Source organism: Ruminococcus sp. AM26-12LB, from assembly GCF_003480785.1.
Lineage (GTDB): Bacteria > Bacillota > Clostridia > Lachnospirales > Lachnospiraceae > Blautia_A > Blautia_A fusiformis.
Map to the genome: position 1 here is coordinate 1 of NZ_QUJX01000020.1, position 25245 is coordinate 25245.

General features: G+C 43.5%; 24 protein-coding genes and 1 pseudogene. 23 read left to right on the plus strand and 2 right to left on the minus strand.

Annotated features, from left to right (window positions below):
- Positions 1-355: 355 nt before the first annotated feature.
- The 10 genes and pseudogenes from DW694_RS14225 to pgeF all read left to right on the plus strand — a co-directional run bounded on the left by DW694_RS14225 (position 356) and on the right by pgeF (position 8271).
- Positions 356-1054 (plus strand): energy-coupled thiamine transporter ThiT, encoded by a 699-nt coding sequence (locus tag DW694_RS14225; protein WP_022427325.1) that lies wholly within the window; start codon positions 356-358, stop codon positions 1052-1054.
- 404 nt (positions 1055-1458) lie between these two features.
- Positions 1459-1991, plus strand: a pseudogene (locus tag DW694_RS14230) (IS607 family transposase).
- Complete coding sequence (locus DW694_RS14235) at positions 1930-3084, plus strand: transposase (protein WP_353615830.1); 1155 nt, start codon at positions 1930-1932, stop codon at positions 3082-3084. The pseudogene DW694_RS14230 and the gene DW694_RS14235 overlap by 62 nt, the downstream one beginning before the upstream one ends.
- 196 nt (positions 3085-3280) lie before the next feature.
- Positions 3281-4156, plus strand: coding sequence for a methionyl aminopeptidase (locus DW694_RS14240; protein WP_118753222.1), 876 nt, complete (start codon positions 3281-3283; stop codon positions 4154-4156).
- Between the two features lie 138 nt (positions 4157-4294).
- Positions 4295-4642: a 50S ribosomal protein L19 gene (gene rplS / locus DW694_RS14245; protein WP_015525316.1), complete on the plus strand. Its 348-nt coding sequence runs from the start codon at positions 4295-4297 to the stop codon at positions 4640-4642.
- A gap of 96 nt (positions 4643-4738) precedes the next feature.
- Entirely contained in the window at positions 4739-5347 is a 609-nt protein-coding gene (gene lepB, locus DW694_RS14250) for a signal peptidase I (RefSeq protein ID WP_015525315.1), read from the plus strand.
- Between the two features lie 42 nt (positions 5348-5389).
- Positions 5390-6247 carry a ribosome biogenesis GTPase YlqF gene (gene ylqF, locus DW694_RS14255; protein WP_015525314.1) on the plus strand — a complete coding sequence of 286 codons (858 nt, stop codon included), beginning with the start codon at positions 5390-5392 and terminating at the stop codon, positions 6245-6247.
- A complete protein-coding gene (locus DW694_RS14260) occupies positions 6247-7002 on the plus strand; it encodes a ribonuclease HII (protein ID WP_118753223.1) in 756 nt (251 codons plus the stop codon). Before ylqF ends, DW694_RS14260 begins: the two co-directional genes overlap by 1 nt.
- A 45-nt stretch (positions 7003-7047) precedes the next feature.
- A complete protein-coding gene (locus tag DW694_RS14265; protein WP_044960433.1) occupies positions 7048-7407 on the plus strand; it encodes a YraN family protein in 360 nt (119 codons plus the stop codon).
- Between the two features lie 51 nt (positions 7408-7458).
- Entirely contained in the window at positions 7459-8271 is an 813-nt protein-coding gene (gene pgeF, locus DW694_RS14270; RefSeq protein ID WP_330383064.1) for a peptidoglycan editing factor PgeF, read from the plus strand.
- On the opposite strand, the gene DW694_RS14275 is transcribed toward pgeF, so the two are convergent.
- Positions 8258-9430 carry a ribose-phosphate pyrophosphokinase gene (locus DW694_RS14275; RefSeq protein ID WP_015525311.1) on the minus strand — a complete coding sequence of 391 codons (1173 nt, stop codon included), beginning with the start codon at positions 9428-9430 and terminating at the stop codon, positions 8258-8260. The two genes, pgeF and DW694_RS14275, sit on opposite strands and share 14 nt — an antisense overlap.
- A gap of 144 nt (positions 9431-9574) precedes the next feature.
- Between DW694_RS14275 and DW694_RS14280 the strand changes: the two genes are divergently transcribed.
- From DW694_RS14280 to DW694_RS14295, 4 genes are read left to right on the plus strand one after another with little or no spacing between them, the layout of a single operon-like run.
- On the plus strand, positions 9575-10960 hold the full coding sequence (locus DW694_RS14280) for a DUF512 domain-containing protein (protein WP_118753224.1): 1386 nt from the start codon (positions 9575-9577) through the stop codon (positions 10958-10960).
- Positions 10923-12248, plus strand: coding sequence for a ribosome biogenesis GTPase Der (der, locus tag DW694_RS14285; protein WP_015525309.1), 1326 nt, complete (start codon positions 10923-10925; stop codon positions 12246-12248). Before DW694_RS14280 ends, der begins: the two co-directional genes overlap by 38 nt.
- A 4-nt stretch (positions 12249-12252) precedes the next feature.
- Complete coding sequence (gene plsY, locus DW694_RS14290; protein ID WP_118753225.1) at positions 12253-12900, plus strand: glycerol-3-phosphate 1-O-acyltransferase PlsY; 648 nt, start codon at positions 12253-12255, stop codon at positions 12898-12900.
- 12 nt (positions 12901-12912) lie between these two features.
- On the plus strand, positions 12913-13929 hold the full coding sequence (locus tag DW694_RS14295; RefSeq protein ID WP_059085933.1) for an NAD(P)H-dependent glycerol-3-phosphate dehydrogenase: 1017 nt from the start codon (positions 12913-12915) through the stop codon (positions 13927-13929).
- 154 nt (positions 13930-14083) lie between these two features.
- On the opposite strand, the gene DW694_RS14300 is transcribed toward DW694_RS14295, so the two are convergent.
- The gene (locus tag DW694_RS14300) at positions 14084-14911 is read right to left on the minus strand and encodes an aldo/keto reductase (RefSeq protein WP_022426672.1); all 828 of its coding nucleotides are present in this window, start codon (positions 14909-14911) and stop codon (positions 14084-14086) included.
- A 346-nt stretch (positions 14912-15257) separates the two neighbouring features.
- On the opposite strand from DW694_RS14300, the gene DW694_RS14305 reads away from it, so the two are divergent.
- The 9 genes from DW694_RS14305 to acsC all read left to right on the plus strand — a co-directional run bounded on the left by DW694_RS14305 (position 15258) and on the right by acsC (position 25205).
- Entirely contained in the window at positions 15258-15650 is a 393-nt protein-coding gene (locus DW694_RS14305) for a hypothetical protein (protein WP_015525305.1), read from the plus strand.
- A 64-nt stretch (positions 15651-15714) separates the two neighbouring features.
- On the plus strand, positions 15715-15897 hold the full coding sequence (locus DW694_RS14310; protein WP_015525304.1) for a CooT family nickel-binding protein: 183 nt from the start codon (positions 15715-15717) through the stop codon (positions 15895-15897).
- Between the two features lie 34 nt (positions 15898-15931).
- Complete coding sequence (locus DW694_RS14315; RefSeq protein WP_118753226.1) at positions 15932-16864, plus strand: methylenetetrahydrofolate reductase; 933 nt, start codon at positions 15932-15934, stop codon at positions 16862-16864.
- A gap of 112 nt (positions 16865-16976) precedes the next feature.
- Positions 16977-17747 (plus strand): AAA family ATPase, encoded by a 771-nt coding sequence (locus DW694_RS14320; protein ID WP_021975845.1) that lies wholly within the window; start codon positions 16977-16979, stop codon positions 17745-17747.
- A 117-nt stretch (positions 17748-17864) separates the two neighbouring features.
- Positions 17865-19757: an anaerobic carbon-monoxide dehydrogenase catalytic subunit gene (gene cooS / locus DW694_RS14325; RefSeq protein WP_021975846.1), complete on the plus strand. Its 1893-nt coding sequence runs from the start codon at positions 17865-17867 to the stop codon at positions 19755-19757.
- A gap of 44 nt (positions 19758-19801) precedes the next feature.
- The gene (locus tag DW694_RS14330) at positions 19802-20575 is read left to right on the plus strand and encodes a carbon monoxide dehydrogenase accessory protein CooC (protein ID WP_015525298.1); all 774 of its coding nucleotides are present in this window, start codon (positions 19802-19804) and stop codon (positions 20573-20575) included.
- A 17-nt stretch (positions 20576-20592) separates the two neighbouring features.
- Positions 20593-22722 (plus strand): acetyl-CoA decarbonylase/synthase complex subunit alpha/beta, encoded by a 2130-nt coding sequence (acsB, locus tag DW694_RS14335; protein WP_092072021.1) that lies wholly within the window; start codon positions 20593-20595, stop codon positions 22720-22722.
- A gap of 173 nt (positions 22723-22895) precedes the next feature.
- A complete protein-coding gene (gene acsD, locus DW694_RS14340; RefSeq protein WP_015525297.1) occupies positions 22896-23837 on the plus strand; it encodes an acetyl-CoA decarbonylase/synthase complex subunit delta in 942 nt (313 codons plus the stop codon).
- Positions 23838-23858: 21 nt separating this feature from the next.
- On the plus strand, positions 23859-25205 hold the full coding sequence (acsC, locus tag DW694_RS14345; RefSeq protein WP_118753227.1) for an acetyl-CoA decarbonylase/synthase complex subunit gamma: 1347 nt from the start codon (positions 23859-23861) through the stop codon (positions 25203-25205).
- Positions 25206-25245: the final 40 nt, after the last annotated feature.

Below are 25245 nucleotides of genomic sequence, written 5' to 3' on the forward strand. Positions count from 1 at the left end.
CTGTTACTAATCGGGTGAGGGCTTGACCAAAAAGCCGAGGAAGCGGGGATACCCCCCCGCTGTAGTATCGGTACGCAGGTTAAATTTGATTCAAAAAGTTTGATTAACCATCAACAAAGCATGTATGTAGTTTTTAAGGTACAAAGGGAAAGAGGAAAGCAGGAGAAAAATCAGTACATGGATTTTTCTCCTGTTTTTATTATATATAATCATACATCTCCCACCATTTACATCTCTTTTTCCATATGCTACAATAGGTAAGACCAAAGGAGCCTGACCAGGCTGTGAGGAGGTGCAGGCTTTGACCTTTGAACTTGATTTGGGCAATTTAATCGTAAGGAGGAAAGAAAAGAGTATGTTTAATTTTCTTGTGACTGCCGAAGGCGGTCTCACAACGGCAGGATATGCCGTATCTGTTATTGCAGTCCTGATTTTGATAATTCTGGTAGCAGTATTACTTCAGAAAAACACATCTGCATTAAAATTTACCACACAGCAGCTGGTTACCTGTGCAGTAGCATTGGCACTTGCATATGTAACTTCCTACATTAAGATATTTAAACTGCCATTTGGCGGATCTGTGACCTTGTTCAGTATGTTGTTTATTGTTCTGATCGGTTACTGGTATGGCATTAAGGTAGGAATTCTTACCGGTCTTGTATATGGGATTTTTCAGTTCCTCCAGGAGCCATATGTCCTTTCATTTTTTCAGGTATGCTGTGATTACATTCTGGCATTTGGAGCCATGGGGCTTTCCGGATTATTTACAAAATCCAGAAAACATGGTCTTCTTAAAGCATACATACTAGCAATTCTGGCAAGAGGGGCATTCCATGCACTTGGCGGATATCTTTATTGGATGGATTATATGCCGGATAATTTTCCGAAGTCTCTGACAGCTTTGTATCCGATTATTTACAATTACAGTTATATTCTTCTGGAAGGTGTACTGACGATCGTAGTAATTTCTATTCCGGCAGTATCCCGTGCACTTGGGCGAATGCGAATAATGGCAACTGGTGGAAACCGACAATCTGCAGCCACCGAAAAATAATTAATACAGACACATAAATAAAAATAGATCGTTCAAGCTACTACGATCTTTTTTTATTGAAAAATCACAAAAAGTTATATAAAACAAACCAAAAACACAAAGAATACTTTTCACCTAAAGAAAGTTGTGCTATGATAATCAGGCGGAATAATTTCCCATTCAAACGGATGAAGGCAAGTCCCCACCTACAGTTTATTGCTTTTCGCAACCACATAGGAGACTTCTTTGATTCGGTTAAAATATTTCAGACAGATATAACATATCTGAACATATAAAATACAAAAGAAAAAGCAGCCATACAGTTGCGAAAAGGAGAATATCTTAAGTAATCAAATTTGTTGACTAATGTGATCAAATGTGTTTAAAAGTACTCAAAAGAGTAAATTATTATGAACACATCAAATATCACAAATTACAAGCCAAAAGATTTTGCTGAACTGTTAGGTGTATCTGTAAAAACATTACAGCGTTGGGATAGAGACGGAACTCTAAAGGCAAACCGAACTCCAACTGATAGACGTTATTACACTTATGACCAATATCTGCAATTCAAAGGAATAAGTACTGAAGATGACCAACGTCAGGTAGTTATTTATGCCAGGGTATCTACAAGAAATCAAAAAGATGATTTACAAAACCAGGTTGCATTTTTACGACAGTTTTGTAATGCCAAAGGTATTATTGTAGACCAGTGTATTGAAGATTATGGAAGTGGCCTTAATTACAATCGTAAAAAGTGGAACGAATTATTAGATGAAGTGATGGAACAAAAAATCAAAACCTCGTGCAGGATATTGTTTCAATACTCCATGTGTTCTCTTGCAGGTTGTACGGACTTCGTAAGTATAAAAAACAAATAGAAAGGGATGTGGAAATTGCTAAAGAGCTTCAAGACGGAAATAAATCCGTCAGAGGAACAGAAAGTCAAGATTCATAAGACGATAGGAACTTGTAGATTTATTTATAATTTCTATCTTGCCCATAATAAAGAACTTTACAACAACGGTGAAAAGTTTATGAGCAGTAACAGGTTTAGAGTCTGGCTTAACAATGAATATCTTTCTGAGCATCCGGAGTATTCGTGGATCAAGGAAGCTTATTCAAAAGCAGTAACACAGTCAGTAAATAATGGACAAACTGCTTTTACAAGATTTTTCAATCACGAGAGTGCTTTTCCTAAGTTCAAAAAGAAAGGCAGATCTGATGTAAAGATGTATTTTGTAAAGAATAATCCAAAGGATTGTCGTTGCGAAAGGCATAGAATCAATATTCCGTCACTTGGTTGGGTCCGTATCAAAGAAAAAGGATATATTCCAACAGCTAAAGACGGATATGTGGTTAAAAGTGGCACGGTCTCAATGAAAGCTGACAGATACTATGTTTCAGTTCTTGTAGAAATTTCTGATAACAAGATTGCTGATAATTCCAATGCAGGAATTGGCATAGACTTGGGATTAAAGGATTTTGCCATTGTTTCTAATGGTAAGACTTATAAGAACATCAACAAGTCAGCAAGACTGAAAAAGCTTGAGAAACAACTTATTCGGGAACAGAGATGTCTCTCCCGTAAGTATGAAAATCTAAAGAAAGGAGAAGTCACTCAAAGGGCGAATATACAAAAACAAAAACTCAAGGTACAGAAACTTCATCATAAGATAGATAATATCCGTACTGATTACATTAACAAGACAATCGCTGAGATAGTGAAAACCAAGCCATCTTATATAACGATCGAGGACTTAAATGTAAATGGTATGATGAAGAATCGACATCTTTCAAAAGCAGTTGCATCACAAAAGTTTTATGAATTTAGAACAAAGCTGCAAATCAAATGCAATGAAAATGGGATCGAACTTCGAATAGTAGATAGATGGTATCCATCATCTAAAACCTGTCACTGCTGTGGCGCTATCAAAAAAGATTTAAAGCTTTCAGATAGAATATTCAAATGCAGTTGCGGTTATGTCGAAGACAGAGATCTCAATGCTGCACTTAATTTGAGAGATGCAATAACTTACGAAGTTGCATAACTAAAACGCAAACGTAAGTATGTACCGAAGGCTATTTTCGGGAATTTACGACTGCGGAGTGTACAAGAACTTGTGAGTAGATATGATTTCGGTCAATCAAAAACATACACGGTGAAGCAGTAAGTAGAACTCGTGAGAGTCTACGTTATCTCGATGTGAGTATATTTACACATATTTTGAGTGGCAGAAGAAAAAGATGTCTAAAAAAATTGAACGAAATGATCCCTGCTGGTGTGGAAGCGGAAAAAAATATAAAAAATGTCATGAAGCATTTGATGAAAAAATGGAACTCATGAAAAAGAAGGGGTATGCAGTTCTTGACCATGATCTGATCAAGACACCTGCACAGATCGAGAAGATCAAAGAGAGCTGCAAGATCAATGTTGCAGTTCTTGATTATGTTGCAGAGCATATCGGACCAGGCGTGACGACACAGCAGATTGATGACTGGGTACATGAAGAAACAGTACGTCATGGCGGAATTCCGGCACCACTTAATTATGAAGGTTTTCCAAAAAGCGTATGTACATCTATCAACGAGGTAGTATGCCACGGAATCCCGGATGAAGAAATTGTCTTAAAAGAAGGTGATATTGTCAATGTAGATGTATCCACCATTTATCAGGGATATTTTTCTGATTCCTCCCGTATGTTCTGTATTGGACAGGTAAGTCCGGAGAAGGAGAAGCTTGTCCGTGTGACAAAAGAATGCATAGAGCTTGGCCTTGAACAGGTAAAACCATGGACACCGATCGGAAATATGGGAAGTGCTGTACACAAACATGCAGTGGAAAACAGCTATACAGTTGTGAAAGAAATTGGCGGACATGGTGTAGGTCTTGAGTTTCATGAAGATCCATGGGTAAGCTACACATCTAAGGAAGATTCAGGTGTACTCATGGTACCCGGAATGATCTTTACTATTGAACCAATGGTCAATATGGGATCTGATGAAATCTATACAGATGAGATCGATGACTGGACAGTGAGGACAGAGGATGGTCTGCCATCGGCACAGTGGGAGATCATGGTCCTTGTCACAGAAACAGGACATGAGGTCCTTTGCTGGTAAAAGCCATCGAAAATCCGGAAAAAAAGTCCTTGCAATGAGAAGTTATCTAGTGTATAATCACATATGTTGTGAAAAAAGATGGTCCTCTGTTACCATATGTGTATTAAGAACATCCAGTATAATTAAGGAGAGAAAGAAATGAACGAAATTATTAAGAACATTGAGTCCGCTCAGCTGAAAGCTGAAGTACCGCAGTTCCGCGTAGGAGACACAGTAAGAGTACACGCACTGATCAAAGAGGGAACACGTGAGCGTGTTCAGATCTTCGAGGGTACAGTACTTAAGAGACAGGGTGGAAGCACAAGAGAGACTTTCACAGTAAGAAAGAGCTCCAACGGTGTTGGTGTTGAGAAAACATGGCCGCTTCATTCCCCACATGTAGTTAAGGTTGAGGTTATCCGTCATGGTAAAGTACGCCGTGCGAAACTGAACTACCTGAGAGATCGTGTAGGTAAAGCAGCTAAGGTTAAAGAGCTTGTAAAATAATTTCATAAGTAAAGAGGCAGGGACAATAACATTTGCTATTGTCCCTCTTTTTACATCAGTGCGTATGCGTGTAAAAACACATACAGGGGATAGAATATGGGATTAAATAAGAAGATTAATATCGAAAATCTGAAGGAAAACAGAGCTGTTTCCGAAGCAAGGGAGAAGCTTCGTGATGACAGGACAAGAGGAATCGTGAAATGGGTGTTTGAAATTATTGTGACCCTGGTTTTTGCTGTGCTGGTTGCAATTTCTGCATTTCAGACTGTGACATTGCAAGAAAGTGCCATGGAACCCACGTATTCTGTAAGTGAAAAGTTTTTTGTAAACAGGGCTTTATATAAGGTCAGTTCACCAAAACGTGGAGATGTGATCGTTTTTAAAACAAGCGCCAGTGACTCGGCAGCCCTGCATATCCGACGTGTGATCGGCCTTCCCGGGGAGACTGTTCAGGTTAAAGACGGGAAGATCTATATCAACGGCAAGGTTTATGAAGAAAACGGAGCTTATCAGGATATGACAGATGGAGGACTTGCAAATAGTGCTATAACTCTGGAAAGCGGGGAATATTTTGTCCTTGGTGATAATCGCAATAACAGTGAGGACAGCCGCTTCAGCGATATCGGAAATATCAGTAAGAAGTACATTGTCGGGAAAGTTTGGTTTACAGTTTCTCCGAAAAATAAAATAGGTTTTATAAAATAGATCAAAGTAAACAGATTAAAGTATAGATAAATGAGGTGAATTATGAACGTACAGTGGTATCCAGGCCATATGACGAAGGCGAAGCGTCAGATGCAGGAAGATATCAAGCTGATCGATCTGATCATTGAGCTTGTAGATGCAAGAGTTCCTCTTTCCAGCCGAAATCCGGATATTGATGAGCTGGGAAAAAACAAGGCGCGTATGATCCTTCTCAACAAAGCAGATCTTGCCGATGAGAGACAGAACCGTGCCTGGATGGAATATTTCAAAGAAAAAGGAATCTATGCGGTAAGTATTGATTCCCGCAATAAGGGATCTATGAAGGCCGTTTCTGCGGCAATCACAGAGGCATGTAAGGAAAAGACAGAGAGAGACCGGAGACGAGGAATCAAAAACCGTCCGGTACGTGCGATGGTTGCAGGAATCCCTAATGTTGGAAAATCAACATTTATCAATACCTTTGCAGGAAAAGCCTGTGCCAAGACTGGTAATAAACCAGGAGTTACAAAAGGAAAACAGTGGATACGTCTGAATAAAAGTGTGGAGCTTCTGGATACCCCTGGAATTCTCTGGCCGAAATTTGAAGATCAGGAAGTTGGAATGCGTCTTGCCTATATCGGTTCGATCAAGGACGATATTCTGAACATCGAAGAACTTGCCCTGGGTCTGATCGGATATCTGCAGGAGTTTTATCCGGCAGCGATCAGAGAGAGATACAATGTAGAAGAAGAGCTGAAACCGCTGGATATCCTTACTGCAGTTGCGAAAGCAAGAGGATGTCTGAAAAAGGGCGAAGAGCTTGATTATGAGAAAGCATCCCGCCTTTTGCTGGAAGAATTTCGTTCCGGAAAACTGGGAAAAGTGACTCTGGAGTTTCCAAAAGGACCGGAGGAAGCGTAATGGAAACAATGAAAGATATCAAGGCGCGTTTTGCGTCAGCGAAGGAGGGCGAATATAACGCCCTTTTTCGTCATTATGAAAATGATGAGAGAAGCGGTGTACAGAAACTGATCCAACAGTATCACAAAAAGCTTCAGGCTCTGGAGGATGAGCGTGTACGTACAGAGAGCATGAAGAAATATGAACATGAATATGAGCATCTTGGATATCTTTGCGGGATCGATGAGGTGGGAAGAGGCCCTCTTGCCGGACCGGTAGTCGCCTGTGCGGTGATCCTTCCGAAAGACTGCGATATTTTATGGCTGAATGATTCTAAAAAGCTTACAGCTAAGAAGAGAGAAGAATTGTACGATGTGATCCTGAAGGGAGCAGTTTCTGTTGGAATTGGAATGGCAAGTCCGGAGAGGATTGATGAGATCAATATCCTGCAGGCAACCTATGAGGCAATGCGCCAGGCAGTGAGCAGGCTTTCTGTACAGCCACAGCTGCTTTTGAACGATGCGGTTACCATACCGGAAATCCAGATTCCGCAGGTACCCATCATCAAAGGTGATGCAAAAAGTGTATCCATTGCGGCAGCAAGTATTGTTGCCAAAGTGACCAGAGACCGGATGATGGAAGAATATGATAAGATTCTTCCGGAATACGGATTTGCCTCCAATAAAGGATATGGTTCTGCAGCGCATATTGAAGCACTGAAGAAATATGGACCAAGTCCGATACATAGAAAAACGTTTATCACACATTTTGTATAAAAATACTTAAGATACCGACATCAAAAACAGAAAGGTTTTGTTTATCTGAAGGAAAATAGAAGACAGAAGGGCAGCTATTATGAAGGAATTGCTGCAGCGTTCCTGCAAGAAAAGGGGCTGCAGATCAAGGAAAGAAATTTTCGCTGCCGAAGTGGTGAGATCGATCTTGTTGCGCAGGATGGAAGATATCTGGTGTTTATTGAAGTGAAATACAGAAAGAACGGAAAGAGTGGAAGTCCTTTTTCAGCGGTAGGGAGAGAAAAACAGAGGATCATCAGCAAAGTGGCAATGTTTTATCTGATTGCACATGGATACCGGGAGCTGCCTCCCTGCCGTTTTGACGTAGTAGGAATTGATGGAGAGAACATCCACTGGATAAAAAATGCTTTTGATTTTTGCAGTTGAAAGGACTGGTCACATAAGATGAAAATAAAATGGTATAAAGATAAACAGCTAATGAATGTAAATCAGAAGAACAAGGTTACCTGGCTTACATATCCTGCTTTTGAGAAATTTCCCGGGATCGTACATGGCTTCAGTACCCGCCTGGGAGGAGTAAGCCAGGGGATTTATGAATCTATGAACTTAAGCTTCACAAGAGGGGATGAAGAGTCTGCGGTGCGGGAAAATTACCGCAGACTTTCTGCTGCTATGGGATTTTCCATGGAAGATATCGTAACCTCTGATCAGACACACACCACCAATGTACGTGTGGTCACGGAAGAAGACAGAGGAAATGGGATCACAAAACCAAGACCTTATACAGATGTGGATGGAATGATCACCAATGTGCCGGGACTGGTGCTGGCAACGTTTTATGCGGACTGTGTACCACTTTTCTTTATAGATCCGGTACATAGAGCTGTGGGATTATCTCATTCCGGCTGGAGAGGTACTGTAGGAAAGATCGGAAAAGTGACGGTGGAGAAGATGACTGAGGAATTTCAGACAGATCCTTCAGAGCTTTATGCAGCCATTGGTCCTTCTATCTGTCAGGATTGCTATGAAGTTAGTGAAGATGTGATCGATCAGTTTAGAGAGGCGTTTGAAGAAAAATACTGGGATGTGCTTTTTTACAGAAAACCAGATGGGAAATACCAGCTGAATCTGTGGGAGGCGAACCGAAGGATCTTTCTGGATGCAGGCATAAAAGAAGAGCGGATCTCAATGCCGGGCATCTGCACCTGCTGTAATCCGCTCTTTCTTTACTCACACAGGGCTTCTCACGGGAAACGTGGAAACCTGGGAGCATTTATTACTGTTCGTTGACTTTTTTCATGAGATCCATGATCTTTTCGTTGCTGGAACGAACCTTCTCGACAGATACATCATGATTGATGATATCGATGATACTTGCAAGATATTTGCTCATGTTTGCTTCGATATAGTATGGACGGTCAAGAAGCTCAGGAATACGATAGTTAAGGTTGGTTGTGATGACTCTGTCCAGCCAGCCTTTTTCGTAATATTCATCAAATTTGGCTACGCCATCTGTAAACAGACCGTAGGTTGTGCAGACGAATACACGTCCGGCTTTACGCTCTTTGAGCTGACGGGCAACATCCAGCATGCTTTCTCCGGAAGAGATCATATCGTCGATGATGACAACATCTTTGCCCTCTACGGAATCTCCGAGGAATTCGTGAGCAACGATCGGGTTCTTTCCGTTGACAACGGTGGAGTAATCACGGCGTTTGTAGAACATACCCATATCGACTCCAAGGATATTGGAGAAGTATACAGCACGGGACATGGCACCTTCATCCGGGCTGATGATCATGAGATGATCATTGTCAAGCTTGAAATCAGGGACATTTTTGACCAGTGCTTTCAGGAACTGGTATGTGGGGAAAAAGTTATCAAAGCCCTTCAGCGGAATAGAGTTCTGTACACGTGGGTCATGAGCATCAAAAGTAATGATGTTGGAAACACCCATGGCACTTAACTCGCGAAGTGCAAGTGCACAGTCAAGAGATTCTCTCTTGGTGCGTCTGTGCTGACGTCCCTCGTAAAGGAATGGCATGATAACGTTGATGCGGTGTGCTTTACCGGTGGCTGCGGAAATGATTCTCTTCAGATCCTGGTAATGGTCATCCGGAGACATATGGTTCTCATGACCGCATACGCTGTAAGTAAGGCTGTAATTGGTCACATCTACCATGATATAAAGGTCTGTTCCGCGGACAGATTCCTTGATGTAACCCTTACCCTCACCGGTTCCGAAACGTGGGCATTCGCAGTCTACAAGGAAAGATTTTTCTGCATATCCCTGTGGGATGATGGTGGATTTCTTGGCGGCTACAAGTTCTTTACGGAATTTAACCAGCTTTTTGTCAACCTCCTCGGCCAGTTCGCGGCATCCGGCAAGTGCGGCGATTCGGATCGGGGCAACAGGCATAGACTTTTCCAGCAATTCTATGTTTGGCATAATATTCCTCCTAAGTGTATGTCATTAAAAATTCTCAGTCTATTTATAACATCAGACCCACGTGTCAGTCAAGGTGTTTTCTCAAAGTGTTGATTTTTAAGAGCAAAGTTGTTATTATATACGGGATAGAAAAGGGAGATAATGATGAAAGTAAGAAAGCATATGATTTCCAGGGTGCTGCCCGACAGTATTGCCGAGGAGCTGGGGCTGGAGCCGGGAGACAGACTTGTGTCTGTAAACGGACAGCCTGTGGAAGATGTCTTCGATTACCGGTATCTCATGAATGAAGAGCTCGTGGTGCTTCTGGTAGAGAAGCCTGATGGCGAAGAGTGGGAGCTGGAGGTAGAGAAGGAATATGAGGAAGACCTTGGAATAGAATTTGAGAACGGAGGACTGATGGATGACTATCGCTCCTGTTCAAATAAGTGTATGTTCTGTTTTATTGACCAGATGCCGCCAGGTATGCGTGAGACGCTGTATTTTAAGGATGATGATTCTAGGCTTTCCTTTCTTCAGGGAAATTATGTTACGCTTACCAATATGAGCGAGAAGGATATTGAGCGTGTGATCCGCTATCATTTGGAACCGATCAACATTTCGTTTCAGGCAATGAATCCGGAACTCCGGTGTAAAATGCTGCATAACCGTTTTGCAGGAAAGGCTCTGGATAAGGTGGATATGCTGTACAATGCAGGAATCACCATGAATGGACAGATTGTACTGTGTAAGGGTGTCAATGACGGAGACGAGCTGGAATACAGCCTTGAAAAGCTTTCCGCTTATGCGCCGGTCCTTCAGAGCGTTTCTGTTGTACCGGTAGGACTTACCAAATACAGAAAAGGTCTCTATCCTCTGGAGCCTTTTAATAAGGAAGATGCTGAAAAAGTCCTGGGGCAGATCGAACGCTGGCAGAAGATCATGATGGAGAAATACGGGATCCATTTTATCCATGCTTCAGATGAATGGTATATTCTGGCAGACAGGGAGCTTCCCTGTGAGGATGAATATGATGGATATCTGCAGCTTGAGAATGGCGTGGGAATGCTCAGACTTCTGGAAACGGAAGTAAAAGAAACGCTGGAGGGGCTTTCCGGTGACGACCGTAAGGTGACAGGCAGGATCGCCACAGGAAAACTGGCAGCGCCTTTTATCGCACGCTATATAAAAGAAATCCAGAAGAAATATCCCAATGTGCAGATTTCGGTCACAACCATCGAGAATCGTTTTTTCGGTGAAAAGATCACAGTGTCCGGTTTGATCACAGGGCAGGATCTGAAAGAGCAGCTTTCCGGTCTTGACCTTGGAGAGAAGCTTCTGATCCCATGCAGCATGCTGAAAGGTGATGAGGAGATTTTTCTGGATGACATGACGCTGGAAGAGCTTTCGGAAGCACTGAACACAGAAATTGTAATCGTAGACACAGGAGGACGTGATCTGGTGAAAGCTGTGATCAACCCTCCGGAACATAAACAAACAAGAAGGAGACAGATTTATGAGCAAACCAGTAGTAGCGATAGTGGGAAGGCCTAATGTAGGCAAATCCACTCTGTTTAACGCTCTGGCAGGTGACAATATTTCCATAGTAAAGGATACACCAGGAGTAACCCGTGACAGGATTTATGCAGATGTCACATGGCTTGACAGGACATTTACTCTGATCGATACAGGCGGAATCGAGCCGGACAGCAGCGATATCATCCTCTCCAGAATGAGAGAGCAGGCACAGATCGCCATTGATACGGCAGACGTGATCATTTTTATCACAGATGTCCGCCAGGGTCTTGTGGATTCCGATGCCAAGGTGGCAGATATGCTCCGCCGCAGCGGCAAGCCGGTACGTCTTGTAGTTAACAAGGTAGACAGCCACCAGAAATATATGATGGACGTATATGAGTTTTACAATCTTGGAATCGGAGAACCGATCCCGATTTCCGCAGCTAACAGACAAGGCCTTGGAGATATGCTGGATGAGGTGATCAAAGAGTTCCCGGATAAGAGTGAAGAGGAAGATCAGGATGATATTCCGAAGATCGCCATTGTAGGAAAGCCGAACGTGGGAAAATCTTCTCTGATCAACAAGCTTCTTGGAGAGGAGCGTGTGATCGTATCCAATATTGCAGGAACCACACGTGATGCTATTGACACAAAGGTTACCTGGAACAAAAAAGATTATATTTTTATCGATACTGCAGGACTTCGACGCAAGGGTAAGGTAAAAGAAGAGATCGAGCGCTATAGTGTTATCCGTACTGTGACAGCTGTAGAGCGTGCAGATGTGGTTGTAGTTGTGATCGATGCCTCCGAGGGCGTTACCGAGCAGGATGCTAAGATCGCAGGAATCGCTCATGACAGAGGAAAGGGTATCATCGTAGCGGTAAATAAATGGGATGCCATTGAGAAAAATGACAAGACCATCTACAAGCATACGGAAAAGATCCGTCAGATCCTTTCCTTTATGCCATATGCACAGATCATCTTTATCTCTGCAAAAACAGGTCAGAGACTTCCAAAGCTTTTCGAAAATATCGATACAGTTATCGAAAATCAGACACTTCGTATCCAGACAGGTGTTCTTAATGAGATCCTTTCTGAGGCAGTCGCTCTTCAGCAGCCGCCGTCTGACAGAGGAAGAAGACTGAAGATCTTCTATATGACACAGGTTGCGGTAAAACCGCCGACATTTGTTATCTTTGTCAATGACAAGGAACTGATGCATTTTTCCTATGTAAGATATCTGGAGAACAAGATCAGGGATGCATTTGGATTTTCCGGAACTTCCCTGAAATTTATCATCCGCGAACGCGGGGAAAAGGAATAAAAGTATGGAACGTATTATTTGTCTTGTTATCGGTTATGTATGCGGGCTTTTTCAGACAGGCTATATTATTGGAAAAGTCCACAAGACAGATATCAGAGATCATGGCAGCGGGAATGCGGGTACTACGAATGCCTTCCGGACCTTTGGAAAGAAAGCGGGAGCGATCACCCTGCTGGGAGACTGCCTGAAGTGTGTACTGGCTATTGTGATCGTGAGAATGGTTTATGGAAATTCCATGAATAGTATCCTTCCGCTCCTTACCCTTTATGCAGCATTGGGATGTATCCTTGGCCACAATTTTCCGATTTCTATGGAATTTCGCGGTGGAAAGGGAATTGCTGCTTCTGTAGGCATGATCATTGCTTTTGACTGGCGGATATTTATTGTATGTGCAGTTGTCTTTTTTGCACTGTTCTTTACAACTCATTATGTATCGCTTTGCTCTCTCAGTGCATATGCGGTGGCTTTTATCCTGGTCCTGGTTTTTGGACATATGGGAAAATATGGGATGGATCAGGCGCATACTGTTGAGCTTTATATCGTGATGGTAGTTCTTACAGCAATGGCGTTCTACAGACACAGGGCAAACATTGTAAGATTGTTTCATGGAACAGAGAATAAGGTGTTTTTAAGCAGTAAGAATAAAAAATAAGAGGTAAGATTTATGGCAAAAATCAGCGTACTGGGTTCGGGGAGCTGGGGATTAGCCCTGGCACTCCTGTTGCATAATAATGGCCATGAAGTCCTTCTTTGGTCAGCAAGACCGGAGAATGCCCGGAAACTCCGGGAAAAAAGAGAAAATCCTGACAGGCTTCCGGGGGTGCGGCTTCCGGATGAAATCGATGTCCTGACAGATCTGGAGCGTGCGCTTAAGGATGTGGATGTAACAGTTCTGGCAGTAGCTTCCCCGTATATCCGGAGTACTGCACACAAGATGGCATCGTTTGTATGCAGGGACCAGAAGATCGTCAATGTTGCAAAAGGTATTGAGGAAAAGACACTGAAAACACTCAGCGAGGTGATCGAAGAAGAAATCCCGCAGGGTAATGTAGCTGTACTTTCCGGTCCAAGCCATGCGGAAGAAGTAGGACGCGGACTTCCTACAACCTGCGTGATCAGCGCACATACACAGGAAACTGCGGAATACCTTCAGAGTATTTTTATGAGCCCTGTGTTCCGCGTGTATACAACACCGGATATCCTTGGGGTGGAACTTGGCGGAGCACTGAAAAATGTGATCGCACTGGCAGCAGGTACTGCCGACGGCCTTGGATATGGAGATAATACCAAGGCGGCACTGATCACCAGGGGAATCACGGAAATAGGAAGACTTGGTAAAAAAATGGGGGCGCAGATGGAAACCTTTTACGGCCTGTCCGGGATCGGCGACCTGATCGTGACTTGTGCAAGTAAGCATAGCCGTAATCGAAAGGCCGGATATCTGATCGGCCAGGGATATACGATGGAAGAAGCTATGAAAGAAGTGCAGATGGTTGTGGAAGGCGTTTATTCTGCAAGAGCTGCAAGAGAGCTTGCGGAGAAATATGAGGTGGAGATGCCTATCATAACGGAAGTGAACCGCGTACTGTTTGAAGGAAAATCAGCAGCGGAAGCAGTAATGGACCTGATGCTGCGTGATAAAAAAGTGGAAACGCCCATGCTCCCGTGGGAAAATGCGTGAGCGGATCAGTTAAATATTTCCGGGTTTCAGATATGTGAAATGCTAAGCTGGGAATAACAGGATCGCCGTATCAACTGAAAAGAAAAAATAAAAAGATATCTGCCAGAAGATCACTTATGCTCTGACAGATATCTTTTTTGCATTATTATGGAAATTAAAACTGAATATCACGGAGATCTTCTGGAACATGAGAAGTATGCAGATCTTCGTTCAGTGTATCGATGATCGCCATATCTTCATCCTCGATATTGAAGTCAAAGATGTTTCCATTGCTGCGGATTCGTTCCGGGTTGATGGATTTCGGAATGACAGAAATTCCCTTCTGTATTGCCCAGCGAAGCCCGATCTGTGCAGGAGTCCTGGCATATTTGGTCCCCAGAACACACATTACATCATTATCAAAATATGCACCTCTTGCCAGAGGAGCATAAGCCTGTACCTGAATACCGAAAGCCTTGCAGTATTCGATCAGTTCAGCAGGGTAACACAAAGGATGGCACTCAATCTGGTTTACAGCAGGAATAACCCCGGATATCTTACGAAGTTCTTCCAGATGCCGGATATCAAAATTACTGACGCCGATACTTAAAGCACGTCCAGATTCCAGAATGGATTCCAGCTCTTTCCAGGTGCTCAAATAGCAGCCGGGAACCGGCCAGTGTATCAGATAGAGATCTACATAACTGACTTTCAGACGGTCGAGACTACGGGAAAAAGCTCCCTGGACATCGCCGAGACGCTGCGCATTGTTCCAGATTTTGCTGGTGATGAAAAGATCCTTTCTGGGAACTCCGCATTTGGCAATGGCACGTCCAACGCTTTCTTCATTTTTATAAACAGAAGCGGTATCGATCATGCGGTAGCCGGCGGAAATAGCAGAAGTGACTGCTGCTTCGGCCTGTACGTCATCGGGCAACTTGTATACGCCAAGCCCCAGAAGAGGCATTTCTCTGTCGTTGTTCAGAAAAACAGTTTCTTTCAAAATAATTCCTCCTTGTATGTTCTGCTTTCCATGCTTTTGCTATTATAGCACAAAAATATGAAAGAATCACATCAATTATATTACAAAAGTGATAAAGCTTAGAGTTGGACAGACGCGCAGACTGGGTAATAAGTTGTGGTTTGAAGAGACTAACTTCGTTAAAAATGAAACAATCGAGTTAATTTACTGTCAAAGTTTTTGGAAAAATAGGAAAAACAGCATATAATTTTGGCTATATTTTATAATTATTTTCTTGATAATAACAGTGAAAAGATGTATAATAAATTTAATTGATAAATTCTTGTCATGAGAGTGTCCGCCCGGCGGATACAGGAAAGGGGTATTTATGCATTTAATCAAAGATGAGAATGGCAATCTTGTTCAGCATGGACATGCAGACAGCCATGAACATACACATGAGCACACCCATGAGGACGGTGTGACTCACAGCCATACACACAGCCATGCGGAAGGAGATAACCATTGTCATACACACGGTGATGGACACTGCGGTTCCTGCGAGAGCGGTGACTGCAAGAATGAGACTGTAGCACTTCTTACCTACATGCTGCAGCATAATGAGCATCATGCCGCAGAACTTGATCAGATGGCTGACAATCTTAAGAAGCTTAACATGGATGCAGCTGCGAAGACGATCAAAGAGGCAGTTGCAGATTTTCAGAAAGGCAATATGAGACTTGGACTTGCCCTTACACTTGTTAAGGAAGAGTTGAAATAAAAACCGACAGAATAGTTTTGACAGCATAGTGGTTAAATGATGCCACTTATTTGGAGGAATGATTATGTGTCTTGCAACAGTATATAAGGAAGAAGATAATTCTGTGATCTTTAAGAATGTAAGCCGGATCGATGTGGACGGAAATAAATTGATCCTTCGAGATATCATGGGAGATGAGCGCGTGGTAGAAGGCAGTATCCTTATGGTGGATCTTGCAAACAGCATCGTGAAACTGCAGTGTAACTGATATGATTAAAACGTAAGATGTGGAGGGACGATCGATGAAATTATCTGAAGCAATGAGAGAAAAAATGTTGCTTTCCTTTGAACTTTTTCCGCCAAAGACAGAAAAAGGCATGGCAAATCTGCCGGGAACCATTGAACATCTCATGAAGTATAGACCGGAGTATATTTCCTGTACATACGGTGCCGGCGGCGGAAATGTCGGAGCCAACAGGGAAGTATGCCAGATGATCAGGAATGCAGGAACTATTCCTGTAACACACTTCACAGTGATCAAGAACACAAAAGAAGGAATCAGACAGCAGTTGGAACGGTATCTGGCAGATGGCGTTGACCATATGCTGGCGCTTCGCGGAGATATTCCGCTTGGTGAGACAACGACCTGCGGAGACTTCAATTATGCGACAGACCTTGTTAAATTTGTCCGTAATGAATTTGGCGATAAGTTTGAGATCGCAGTAGCCGGTTCACCGGAAGGCCATATCGCATGCAGAAGCTTGGATGCTGATATTGCTGTTTTGAGACAGAAACAGGACAATGGTGCTGATTATATCATGACCCAGCTTTGCTGGGATATGGAACAGTTTAAATATTGGTTGGACGCTATCCGCGAGGCTGGAGTGACAATGCCTGTAGATGTTGGTGTAATGCCGATCCTGGATCAGGCAGCTACCATTAATATGGCTCTTTCACGTAACGGCTGTGTAATGGACAGTGAGCTTTGCAGGCTGATCTCCAGAAACTGGCTGTTCCCGAATCCGTTTAACGCTAAAGATGCTGATGGTAAACCATTTGACATGTTCTATGAGGACAAGGTTAAACGATTCAAAGAAGAAGGAATCGAATACACCATCAGACAGATCGATGAGTATCGCGCTCTTGGTGTTGACGGTATCCATCTTTATGCATTAAACAAATGGAAAGATGTATCCGAGATCATTGACAGATCCGGACTTCGTACACTTATCTAATCATCAACGAAATAAATAAGAATTCCGGCACGATGCGGAGGTGTCAGAACAGTATCAGGCACCTCCCTTATGCGCCGGCATAACAGATATAAAATCAGGAGGTGCCCGTTTTATGGCACATGTTATTGCAGTCGCCGGAAAAGGCGGCGTTGGAAAAACTACATTATGCGGAATGCTGATCCAGTATCTCTGCGAAAAGAAAAAAGGACCTGTACTGGCTGTAGATGCAGATGCCAATTCAAATCTGAATGAGGTTCTTGGCGTAGAAGTAGATACGACTCTTGGCGATGTCCGCGAGGAGATCGCACATGCTGAGATGACAGAGAAAAGCCCGATCCCCAAAGGAATGTCCAAGGCAGATTATGCGGAGGTACGTTTTGAGGATGCTCTTGCAGAGGAAGATGATTATGATCTTCTTGTAATGGGAAGAACCCAGGGAAAAGGCTGCTATTGCTTTGTAAATGGTCTGCTTCAGGCACAGCTTGCCAAATACCAGAAAAATTATCCGTATATTGTTGTGGATAACGAAGCTGGAATGGAACATATCAGCAGAGGAATCCTTCCGAGCATGGAGACAGCAATTCTTGTAAGTGACTGCTCCAGAAGAGGCGTTCAGGCAGTTGGCAGGATCGCAGAACTTATTAAGGAATGCGATATGAAGCCTTCCAGAGTAGGTCTTATTATCAATCGCGCGCCAAAAGCAGAACTGAATTCAGGAATCCTTGAGGAAATCCGGAATCAGGGACTCGATCTGATCGGTGTGGTGCCACAGGATGAGGCAGTTTATGAATATGACTGCGATGGTAAACCAACCGTTACTCTTCCTGAGGATAATCCGATGAGAAAAGCAGCTTTTGAAATTTTTGATAAATTAGGTTTATAACGAAATATAAACCTTTTTTTAAAAAAGAAAATAACCCATGGGTGGGGATGGGTTCCTGCCCTGGGCTTATTATAAAAAGAAAAATAAAAATAGATGTGCTATTAAAGGAGGTCTATAATGAGTGAATTCAAATTAACTACAGTGGAGGAATTTGAAGCCGCTACAGCCCGTCTTCTCGAGACAGGTGCAAAGGTAGGAGCAGATGCATGGCAGATCCGTGCAAAGAACCAGACTCCGCACTGTAAATTCGGTGAGCAGGGTATCTGCTGCCGTATCTGTGCAATGGGACCGTGTCGTATTACACCGAAGGCTCCAAGAGGAATCTGCGGATGTGATGCTCATGGTATCGTAGGAAGAAACTTCCTTAAATTTACAGCCGGTGGTGCAGCTACTCACTCCGATCATGGTCGTGAGATCTGCCATACACTGTACTGTGCAAAAGAGGGCGGAAATTATCAGGTAAAAGATCCTGAGAAACTGCTTCGCATCGCTAAAGAGTGGGGTGTGGAAACAGAAGGCAAGGATATCTATGATCTGGCTCATGAGATGGCTGAGATCGGTCTTATGGAATATGGTAAACCGTTCGGATATCAGAGATTCCTTGACAGAATGCCTGCAGGACAGAAAGAAAAACTGATCGAGAACGAAATCGCACCACGTGCTATCGACCGTGAGGTTGCAAGCTCCCTGCATATGTCTCATATGGGATGTTCATCTCTTCCGGAGGCACTTGTAAAACAGTCTATTCGCTGCGGTATGGCTGATGGATGGGGCGGTTCCATGATGGGAACAGAGTTCTCTGATGTATTATTCGGAACTCCGAAGCCACTTGATACAGAGGCTAACCTTGGAGTAATGGTTGAAGAGAACGTAAACATTGTTGTACACGGACATGATCCGAGTCTTTCTGAGATGATCTGTGAGTATGCAGACAGCAAAGAAATGATCGATTATGCAAAATCTGTAGGAGCAAAAGGAATCACCGTTTCCGGTGTGTGCTGTACTTCTAACGAGGTAGCTATGCGTCGTGGTGTTCCGATGGCTGGTAACTTCCTGCAGCAGGAGAACGTAGTACTGACAGGTGCCTGCGAGGCGATCGTAGTTGATGTTCAGTGTATCTTCCCTGCATTAGGACCTCTGAGCAAATGTTTCCATACTAAATTTGTTACAACTTCTCCGATCGCTCAGATGCCGGATTCTGAATTTATCAGATTCAACGCTGAGACAGCAGGAGAAAATGCAAAAGCAATCGTTAAGATGGCTATCGATAACTTCAAGAACAGAAAACCTGAGCTTGTACATATCCCGCAGCTGAAACAGAAAGCTACTGTTGGCTACTCAGTAGAAGCAATCGTCAAAGTTCTTGATGGTGTTACAAACTCTCAGGTTGACGTAACAGGAACAACCAAACCATTACTTGAGTGCATCACTTCCGGTGTTATCCGTGGTGCTGTTGCTATGGTTGGATGTAACAATCCTAAGATCCGTCCTGACTATGCACATATCGAACTGATGAAGAAGTGTATCGCAAATGATATCATTATCATCGCTTCCGGATGTTCCGCACAGGCAGCTGCTAAAGCTGGTCTGATGGACAAATCCGCAAGAGATCTCTGCGGTGCAGGTCTGAAACGTGTCTGTGAGCTGGCTGATATCCCACCAGTACTTCATATGGGATCCTGCGTAGATATCTCCCGTATGATGATCCTGGCTGCTGAACTTGCAAAAGATGCAGGACTTCAGATCAATCAGCTTCCTGTAGTAGGATGTGCTCCTGAGTGGATGTCTGAAAAAGCTGTATCCATCGGTAACTACGTAGTTGGTACTGGTATTGATACATTCCTTGGCGTTGATCCATATGTTTCCGGTTCTTCAGAAATGTGCGAGCTTCTTACAGAGGGAACAAGAAAATGGACAGGTGCTGCTTACACAGTAGAGACAGACATCGAGAAATTAGTTGATCTTATGATCGAGAGAATTGAAGAGAAGAGAACAGCATTAGGAATCTAATCCGTTGCGATCTTTAAAATGTTATAAAAGGTGGAAGACGTAAAATGAAAATAGCAGTAACCGGTAAAGGCGGAGTAGGAAAGACAACTTTCGCAGCAACACTTGCAAGACTATACGCAGATGAGGGAAAAAAAGTCCTTGCGGCGGATGTGGATCCGGATGCGAACCTGGGTCTTGCCCTTGGATTTGACGAGGAAACCTTGGATTCTATTGTTCCAATCTCAAAAATGCGTAAGCTCATAGAAGAACGCACCGGAGCCAACAGCCAGAATCAGTTTTATAAACTGAACCCAAAGGTAGACGATATTCCGGATACTTATGGAAAAACCTGTAATGGCGTAAAGCTGCTTGTCCTTGGAACTGTGGAAACAGGTGGAGGCGGATGCGTCTGTCCTGAACATGTGATGCTTAAAAGAGTGATCAATAACCTTGTGATCCACAGAGATGATGTGGTGATCATGGATATGGAGGCCGGCCTGGAACATCTGGGCCGGGGCACCACGGAGAGCATGGATGAATTTATTGTAGTGATCGAACCAGGGGCAAGAAGTGTACAGACATATAAGAATGTTAAACGTCTTGCAAAGGATCTGGGAGTTTCTCAGGTTAAGGTCGTGGCCAATAAGGTAAGAAATCCGGAGGATGAGGAATTTATCCGGAGTAAGATCCCGGCAGAGGATCTGCTTGGAATGATCCACTACAATACAGAAGTTATAGATGCTGATCGTCAGGGAAAATCTCCCTACGATTTCAGTGAAACTGTAACAGCTGAAATCAGAAAAATCAAAGACAAAATTGATCAGAATTCAATTCTGTAAAAATAGGAGGTATTACAGTGACTTTATTTGATAGAGTATTCGGCGGAAACGATGCTGTATATGGTTTAACAGAGGGTGCTATTGACGGCGCGATCGCTCAGTATGGCGAAGACAAAGCTGTCAGCTTCCCGAATACCGCTTACAGCCTTCCTTGCTACTATGCTGTAACAGGAACAAAAGTTACAACATTAAAAGAATTAAAAGAAGCTCTTGGCGTTGTAAAAACACTTATGACAAGAGAGAAAAGACTGAACGATGCATTCATGTCCGGTGTTGCTACAGCACTCTGCGCAGAGTTCATCGAGGTTCTGAAATATATCGACGGAGCAACTCCTTACGAAGAGCCATGCTATGGACATCTTGGTGATGCTGTTATCCGTGAGCTCGGTGTACCGCTTGTAACAGGCGATATCCCAGGTGTTGCTGTTATCCTTGGTGCTGCTCCTACTACAGAAGAGGGTGTTGCTCTTGTAAAGAGCTATCAGGCACAGGGTATCCTGGTAACACTTGTTGGCGGAATCATTGATCAGGTTGCAGAAGCCGGAATGAAGACAGGTGCCAACGTTCGTGTTATTCCTCTTGGAAAAGATGTTACATCTGTTGTTCATGTAGTTTCCGTTGCGATCCGTGCAGCTCTGATCTTCGGTAACGTAACACCTGGAGATGCAGGAACACTTATGAAATACACAATGGATCGTGTACCGGCATTTGTTAACGCATTCAAACCTCTGGATGATGTGATCGTAGCATGCGGTGCAGGCGCTATCGCACTTGGATTCCCGGTTGTTACAAATGAGACAGAGAATATCTTCCGTGTACCGAAGAGCCTTATCGTTCAGGAGGACGTAAGCAAATTTAACGCTACTTCTCTTGAGGCGCGTGATATTAAGATCAAGATCACAAATATCGATATTCCGGTTGCTTTTGCATCTGCATTCGAGGGTGAGATCATCCGTCGTAAAGATATGCAGGTTGAGTTCGATGGCTCCCGTGTAGACTGTGCAGAGCTTGTACAGACCTGCGATGCTTCTGAGATCGAGGATCACAAGATCACAGTAATCGGACCTGAAGTAGATGAGATGGAATTCGGCAGCAAGAACAGCATTGCATATGTTGTTAAAGTTGCAGGTAAGAATATGCAGTCTGACTTTGAGCCGGTTATCGAGCGTAAATTCCACAACTACATCAACTGTATCGAGGGTGTATACCATACAGGACAGCGTGATATGCAGCGTATCCGTATCAGCATTGACGCATTTAATGCAGGATTCAGAATCAAACATATCGGTGAAGTTCTTTATGCATCTGTTAAGAATGAGTTCGATGCAGTTGTTGATAAATGTGAGGTTGTTATCTATACAGATCCTGCTGAGTGTACAAGAATCCGTCATGAGGTTGCAATTCCGATCTTTGACAAACGTGATGAGCGTCTTGATACTCTGACAGATGAGTCTGTTGACGTATATTACAGCTGTATCCTTTGCCAGGCATTCGCACCAAGCCACGTATGTGTAGTAACACCTGAGAGACTTGGTCTTTGCGGTGCGGTTTCATGGCTGGATGCAAAAGCTACACATCAGCTTGACCCGGCTGGTCCTTGCCAGATCATCACAAAAGAGCGTCCGATCGATGAGAATCTTGGTTCTTATGAGGACGTTGATGAGGCAGTTCAGAAATTCTCCCAGGGTGCTCTGGAGCACGTTACACTGTACTCCATCATGCAGGATCCGATGACTTCCTGCGGATGCTTCGAGTGTATCTGTGGTATCGAGCCATTCTCCAACGGTGTTGTTATTGCTAACCGTGAGTATGCAGGCATGACACCACTTGGAATGACATTCCCTGAGATGGCATCCATGACAGGTGGTGGAGTTCAGACACCTGGATTCATGGGACATGGTAAACATTTCATTTCCTCCAAGAAGTTCATGAAGGCTGAGGGCGGTATCGAGCGTATCGTATGGATGCCGAAAGAGCTGAAAGAATTCGTAGCTGACAGACTTAATAAGACTGCAAAAGAGCTTTACGGAATCGATAACTTTACAGACATGATCGGTGATGAGACGATCGCAGAAGATCCGGAGACACTGGTTGCATTCCTTACAGAAAAAGGTCATCCGGCTCTCGGACTTGATCCGATGATGTAATTTATCCGGGAGAAAGGATGTGCGGACATCCTTTCTCCTGTAAACTGTTAAAAAGTTTGTTGATTTTTTAACAGAAATATAGTGCTGCATCTTGCCAATAACTGGTGCTATGTAGTATAATATAAAAAGCTCTGTAGTTTTTTAATTATTATTTTTAAGGAGGCTAACGAAAAATGCCGTTTAATCAGAAACCACAAAAGTTCAATGCAAAGATTAATGCTGTCACAATCGGAAGCGGAGATAAGACTGTGACAATTGGTGGGGATTGTACATTCCCATTTTATTCCTTTGACGCAGAGTCAGAGAACTGCCCGAAGATCGGTGTAGAGATCTCTGATATGGGTCTTGAGGGCGTATCTGAAGGTATCAAAGCTTACTATGAAGGCGCTACTACAATGGCTGACATTGCTAAGAAAGCTGCAGCTATGGAGGGTGCTGACTTTGTTGCACTTATTCTTGAGGGCGGCGACCCGAACGGTGTTAACAAATCTATCGATGAGCTGATTGCAGTTGTTAAAGAAGTTGCAGATGCAGTTGACTGTCCACTGGTTGTAGAGGGCTGCAAGAATGTTGAGAAGGATGCAGAGCTCCTTCCGAAGGTTGCAGAGGCTCTTCAGGGCAGAAATGCACTGATCCTTTCCGAGAAAGAGGAGAACTACAAAGCAATCGGTGCAGCAGCAGGTCTTGCTTACAATCAGATCGTAGGCGCTGAGTCTGCCGTTGATATCAACCTTGCTAAACAGCTTAACGTTGTTACTACACAGCTTGGTGTAGATGCTAAGAAGATCGTTATGAATATCGGTAGTGCAGCAGTTGGTTATGGATATGAGTACGTAGTATCTACTATGGACCGTATCAAAGGTGCCGCTTTAGGGCAGAATGATAACATGTTGCAGATGCCTATTATTACACCTGTATCCGCTGAGACATGGAATGTTAAAGAGGCAATGGCTTCTGAAGCAGACATGCCGGCATGGGGACCACAGGACGAGCGTGGAATCGACATGGAAGTTGAGACAGCAGCAGCTGATCTTGCAGCTGGTTCTGATGCAGTTATCTTAAGACATCCGGAATCTGTTAAGACAATTTCCAAGCTGATCAAAGCACTTGCGTAATAAATAGGAGGATAAAGAGCTATGGCACTGAATGGTATTCAGATCTTTAAATTAACACCAAAGAAAAACTGTAAGGAATGTGGATGCCCTACATGTATGGCTTTCTCTATGAAAGTTGCACAGGGCGCTATGAAAATTGAGCAGTGTCCTCATATGTCAGAGGATGCATTAGCATCTCTTTCTGAGGCAACTGCACCGCCAATGAAAACTATCAAGATCGGAACAGGCGATGGAGAGTTTACACTTGGTGGCGAGACTGTTCTTTTCAGACATGAGAAGACATTTGTAAGCAAAACAAGATATGCCGTATCACTTTGCACATGCATGAGTGATGAAGAAGTAGAAGCAAAACTTGCAGAGATCCCACACGTTGATTATGATCGTATCGGTGAGAGAATGCATGTAGAGCTTGTTTATGTAAACTGCGATGAGAATGCAGATGCTGCAAAATTTACAGCACTTGTAGAGAAGGCTAAAGGTCTTGGAAAAACACTGATCCTTGGCTGTACAGATCCTGAGATCGCAAAAGCTGCCCTTGAAGTATGTAAGGACAGCAAACCGGTTCTTAACGGAGCAAACGCTTCCAACTACGAGGCAATGAGCAAGGTTGCTACAGATGCAGGCGTAGTTCTCGGTGTATCCGGTAAGGACATCAATGAGTTATATGATACTACAGCAGCTATTGAGAAACTTGGCAACAAGAATCTCGTACTTGATACAACAGGAGCTGACATCAAAGAGACCTTTGCAAATACTGTACAGGTTCGTCGTGCAGCTCTTAAGAATCAGGACAGAACATTTGGTTATCCTTCTATCGTTAACCTTGTTAAACTTGCGAAGGGTGACAAACATTTACAGGCAGCACTTGCTTCCATGTTTACTATGAAATATGGTTCTATCATCGTTATGGAGCAGATGACATATGCAGAGGCACTTCCGCTGTTCGGACTTCGTCAGAATGTATTTACAGATCCTCAGAAGCCAATGAAGGTAGAGCCGGGTATTTATCCTCTGAACGGAGCAGACGAGAATTCTCTCGTTGTAACAACAGTAGACTTTGCTCTTACATATTTCGTAGTATCTGGCGAGCTGGAGCGTTCCGGTGTTCCGCTTAACCTGGTGATCAATGATGCAGGCGGACTTTCCGTACTTACATCCTGGGCAGCAGGTAAATTCTCCGGAAACAGCATCTCCGAGTACATCAAAGAGAATGTTGAGCCGAAGGTTAAATGCAGAAGACTGGTTATTCCTGGTAAAGTAGCAGTTCTTAAGGGCGATCTTGAGGCTAAGCTTCCTGGATGGGAGATCATCGTAGGACCAAGAGAAGCAGTACAGCTTGTGAAATTCTTAAAAGACCTTGATGCATAAACTTAAGGTTTAAGAAATCAGCTGTCCGGTAATAGCGCCG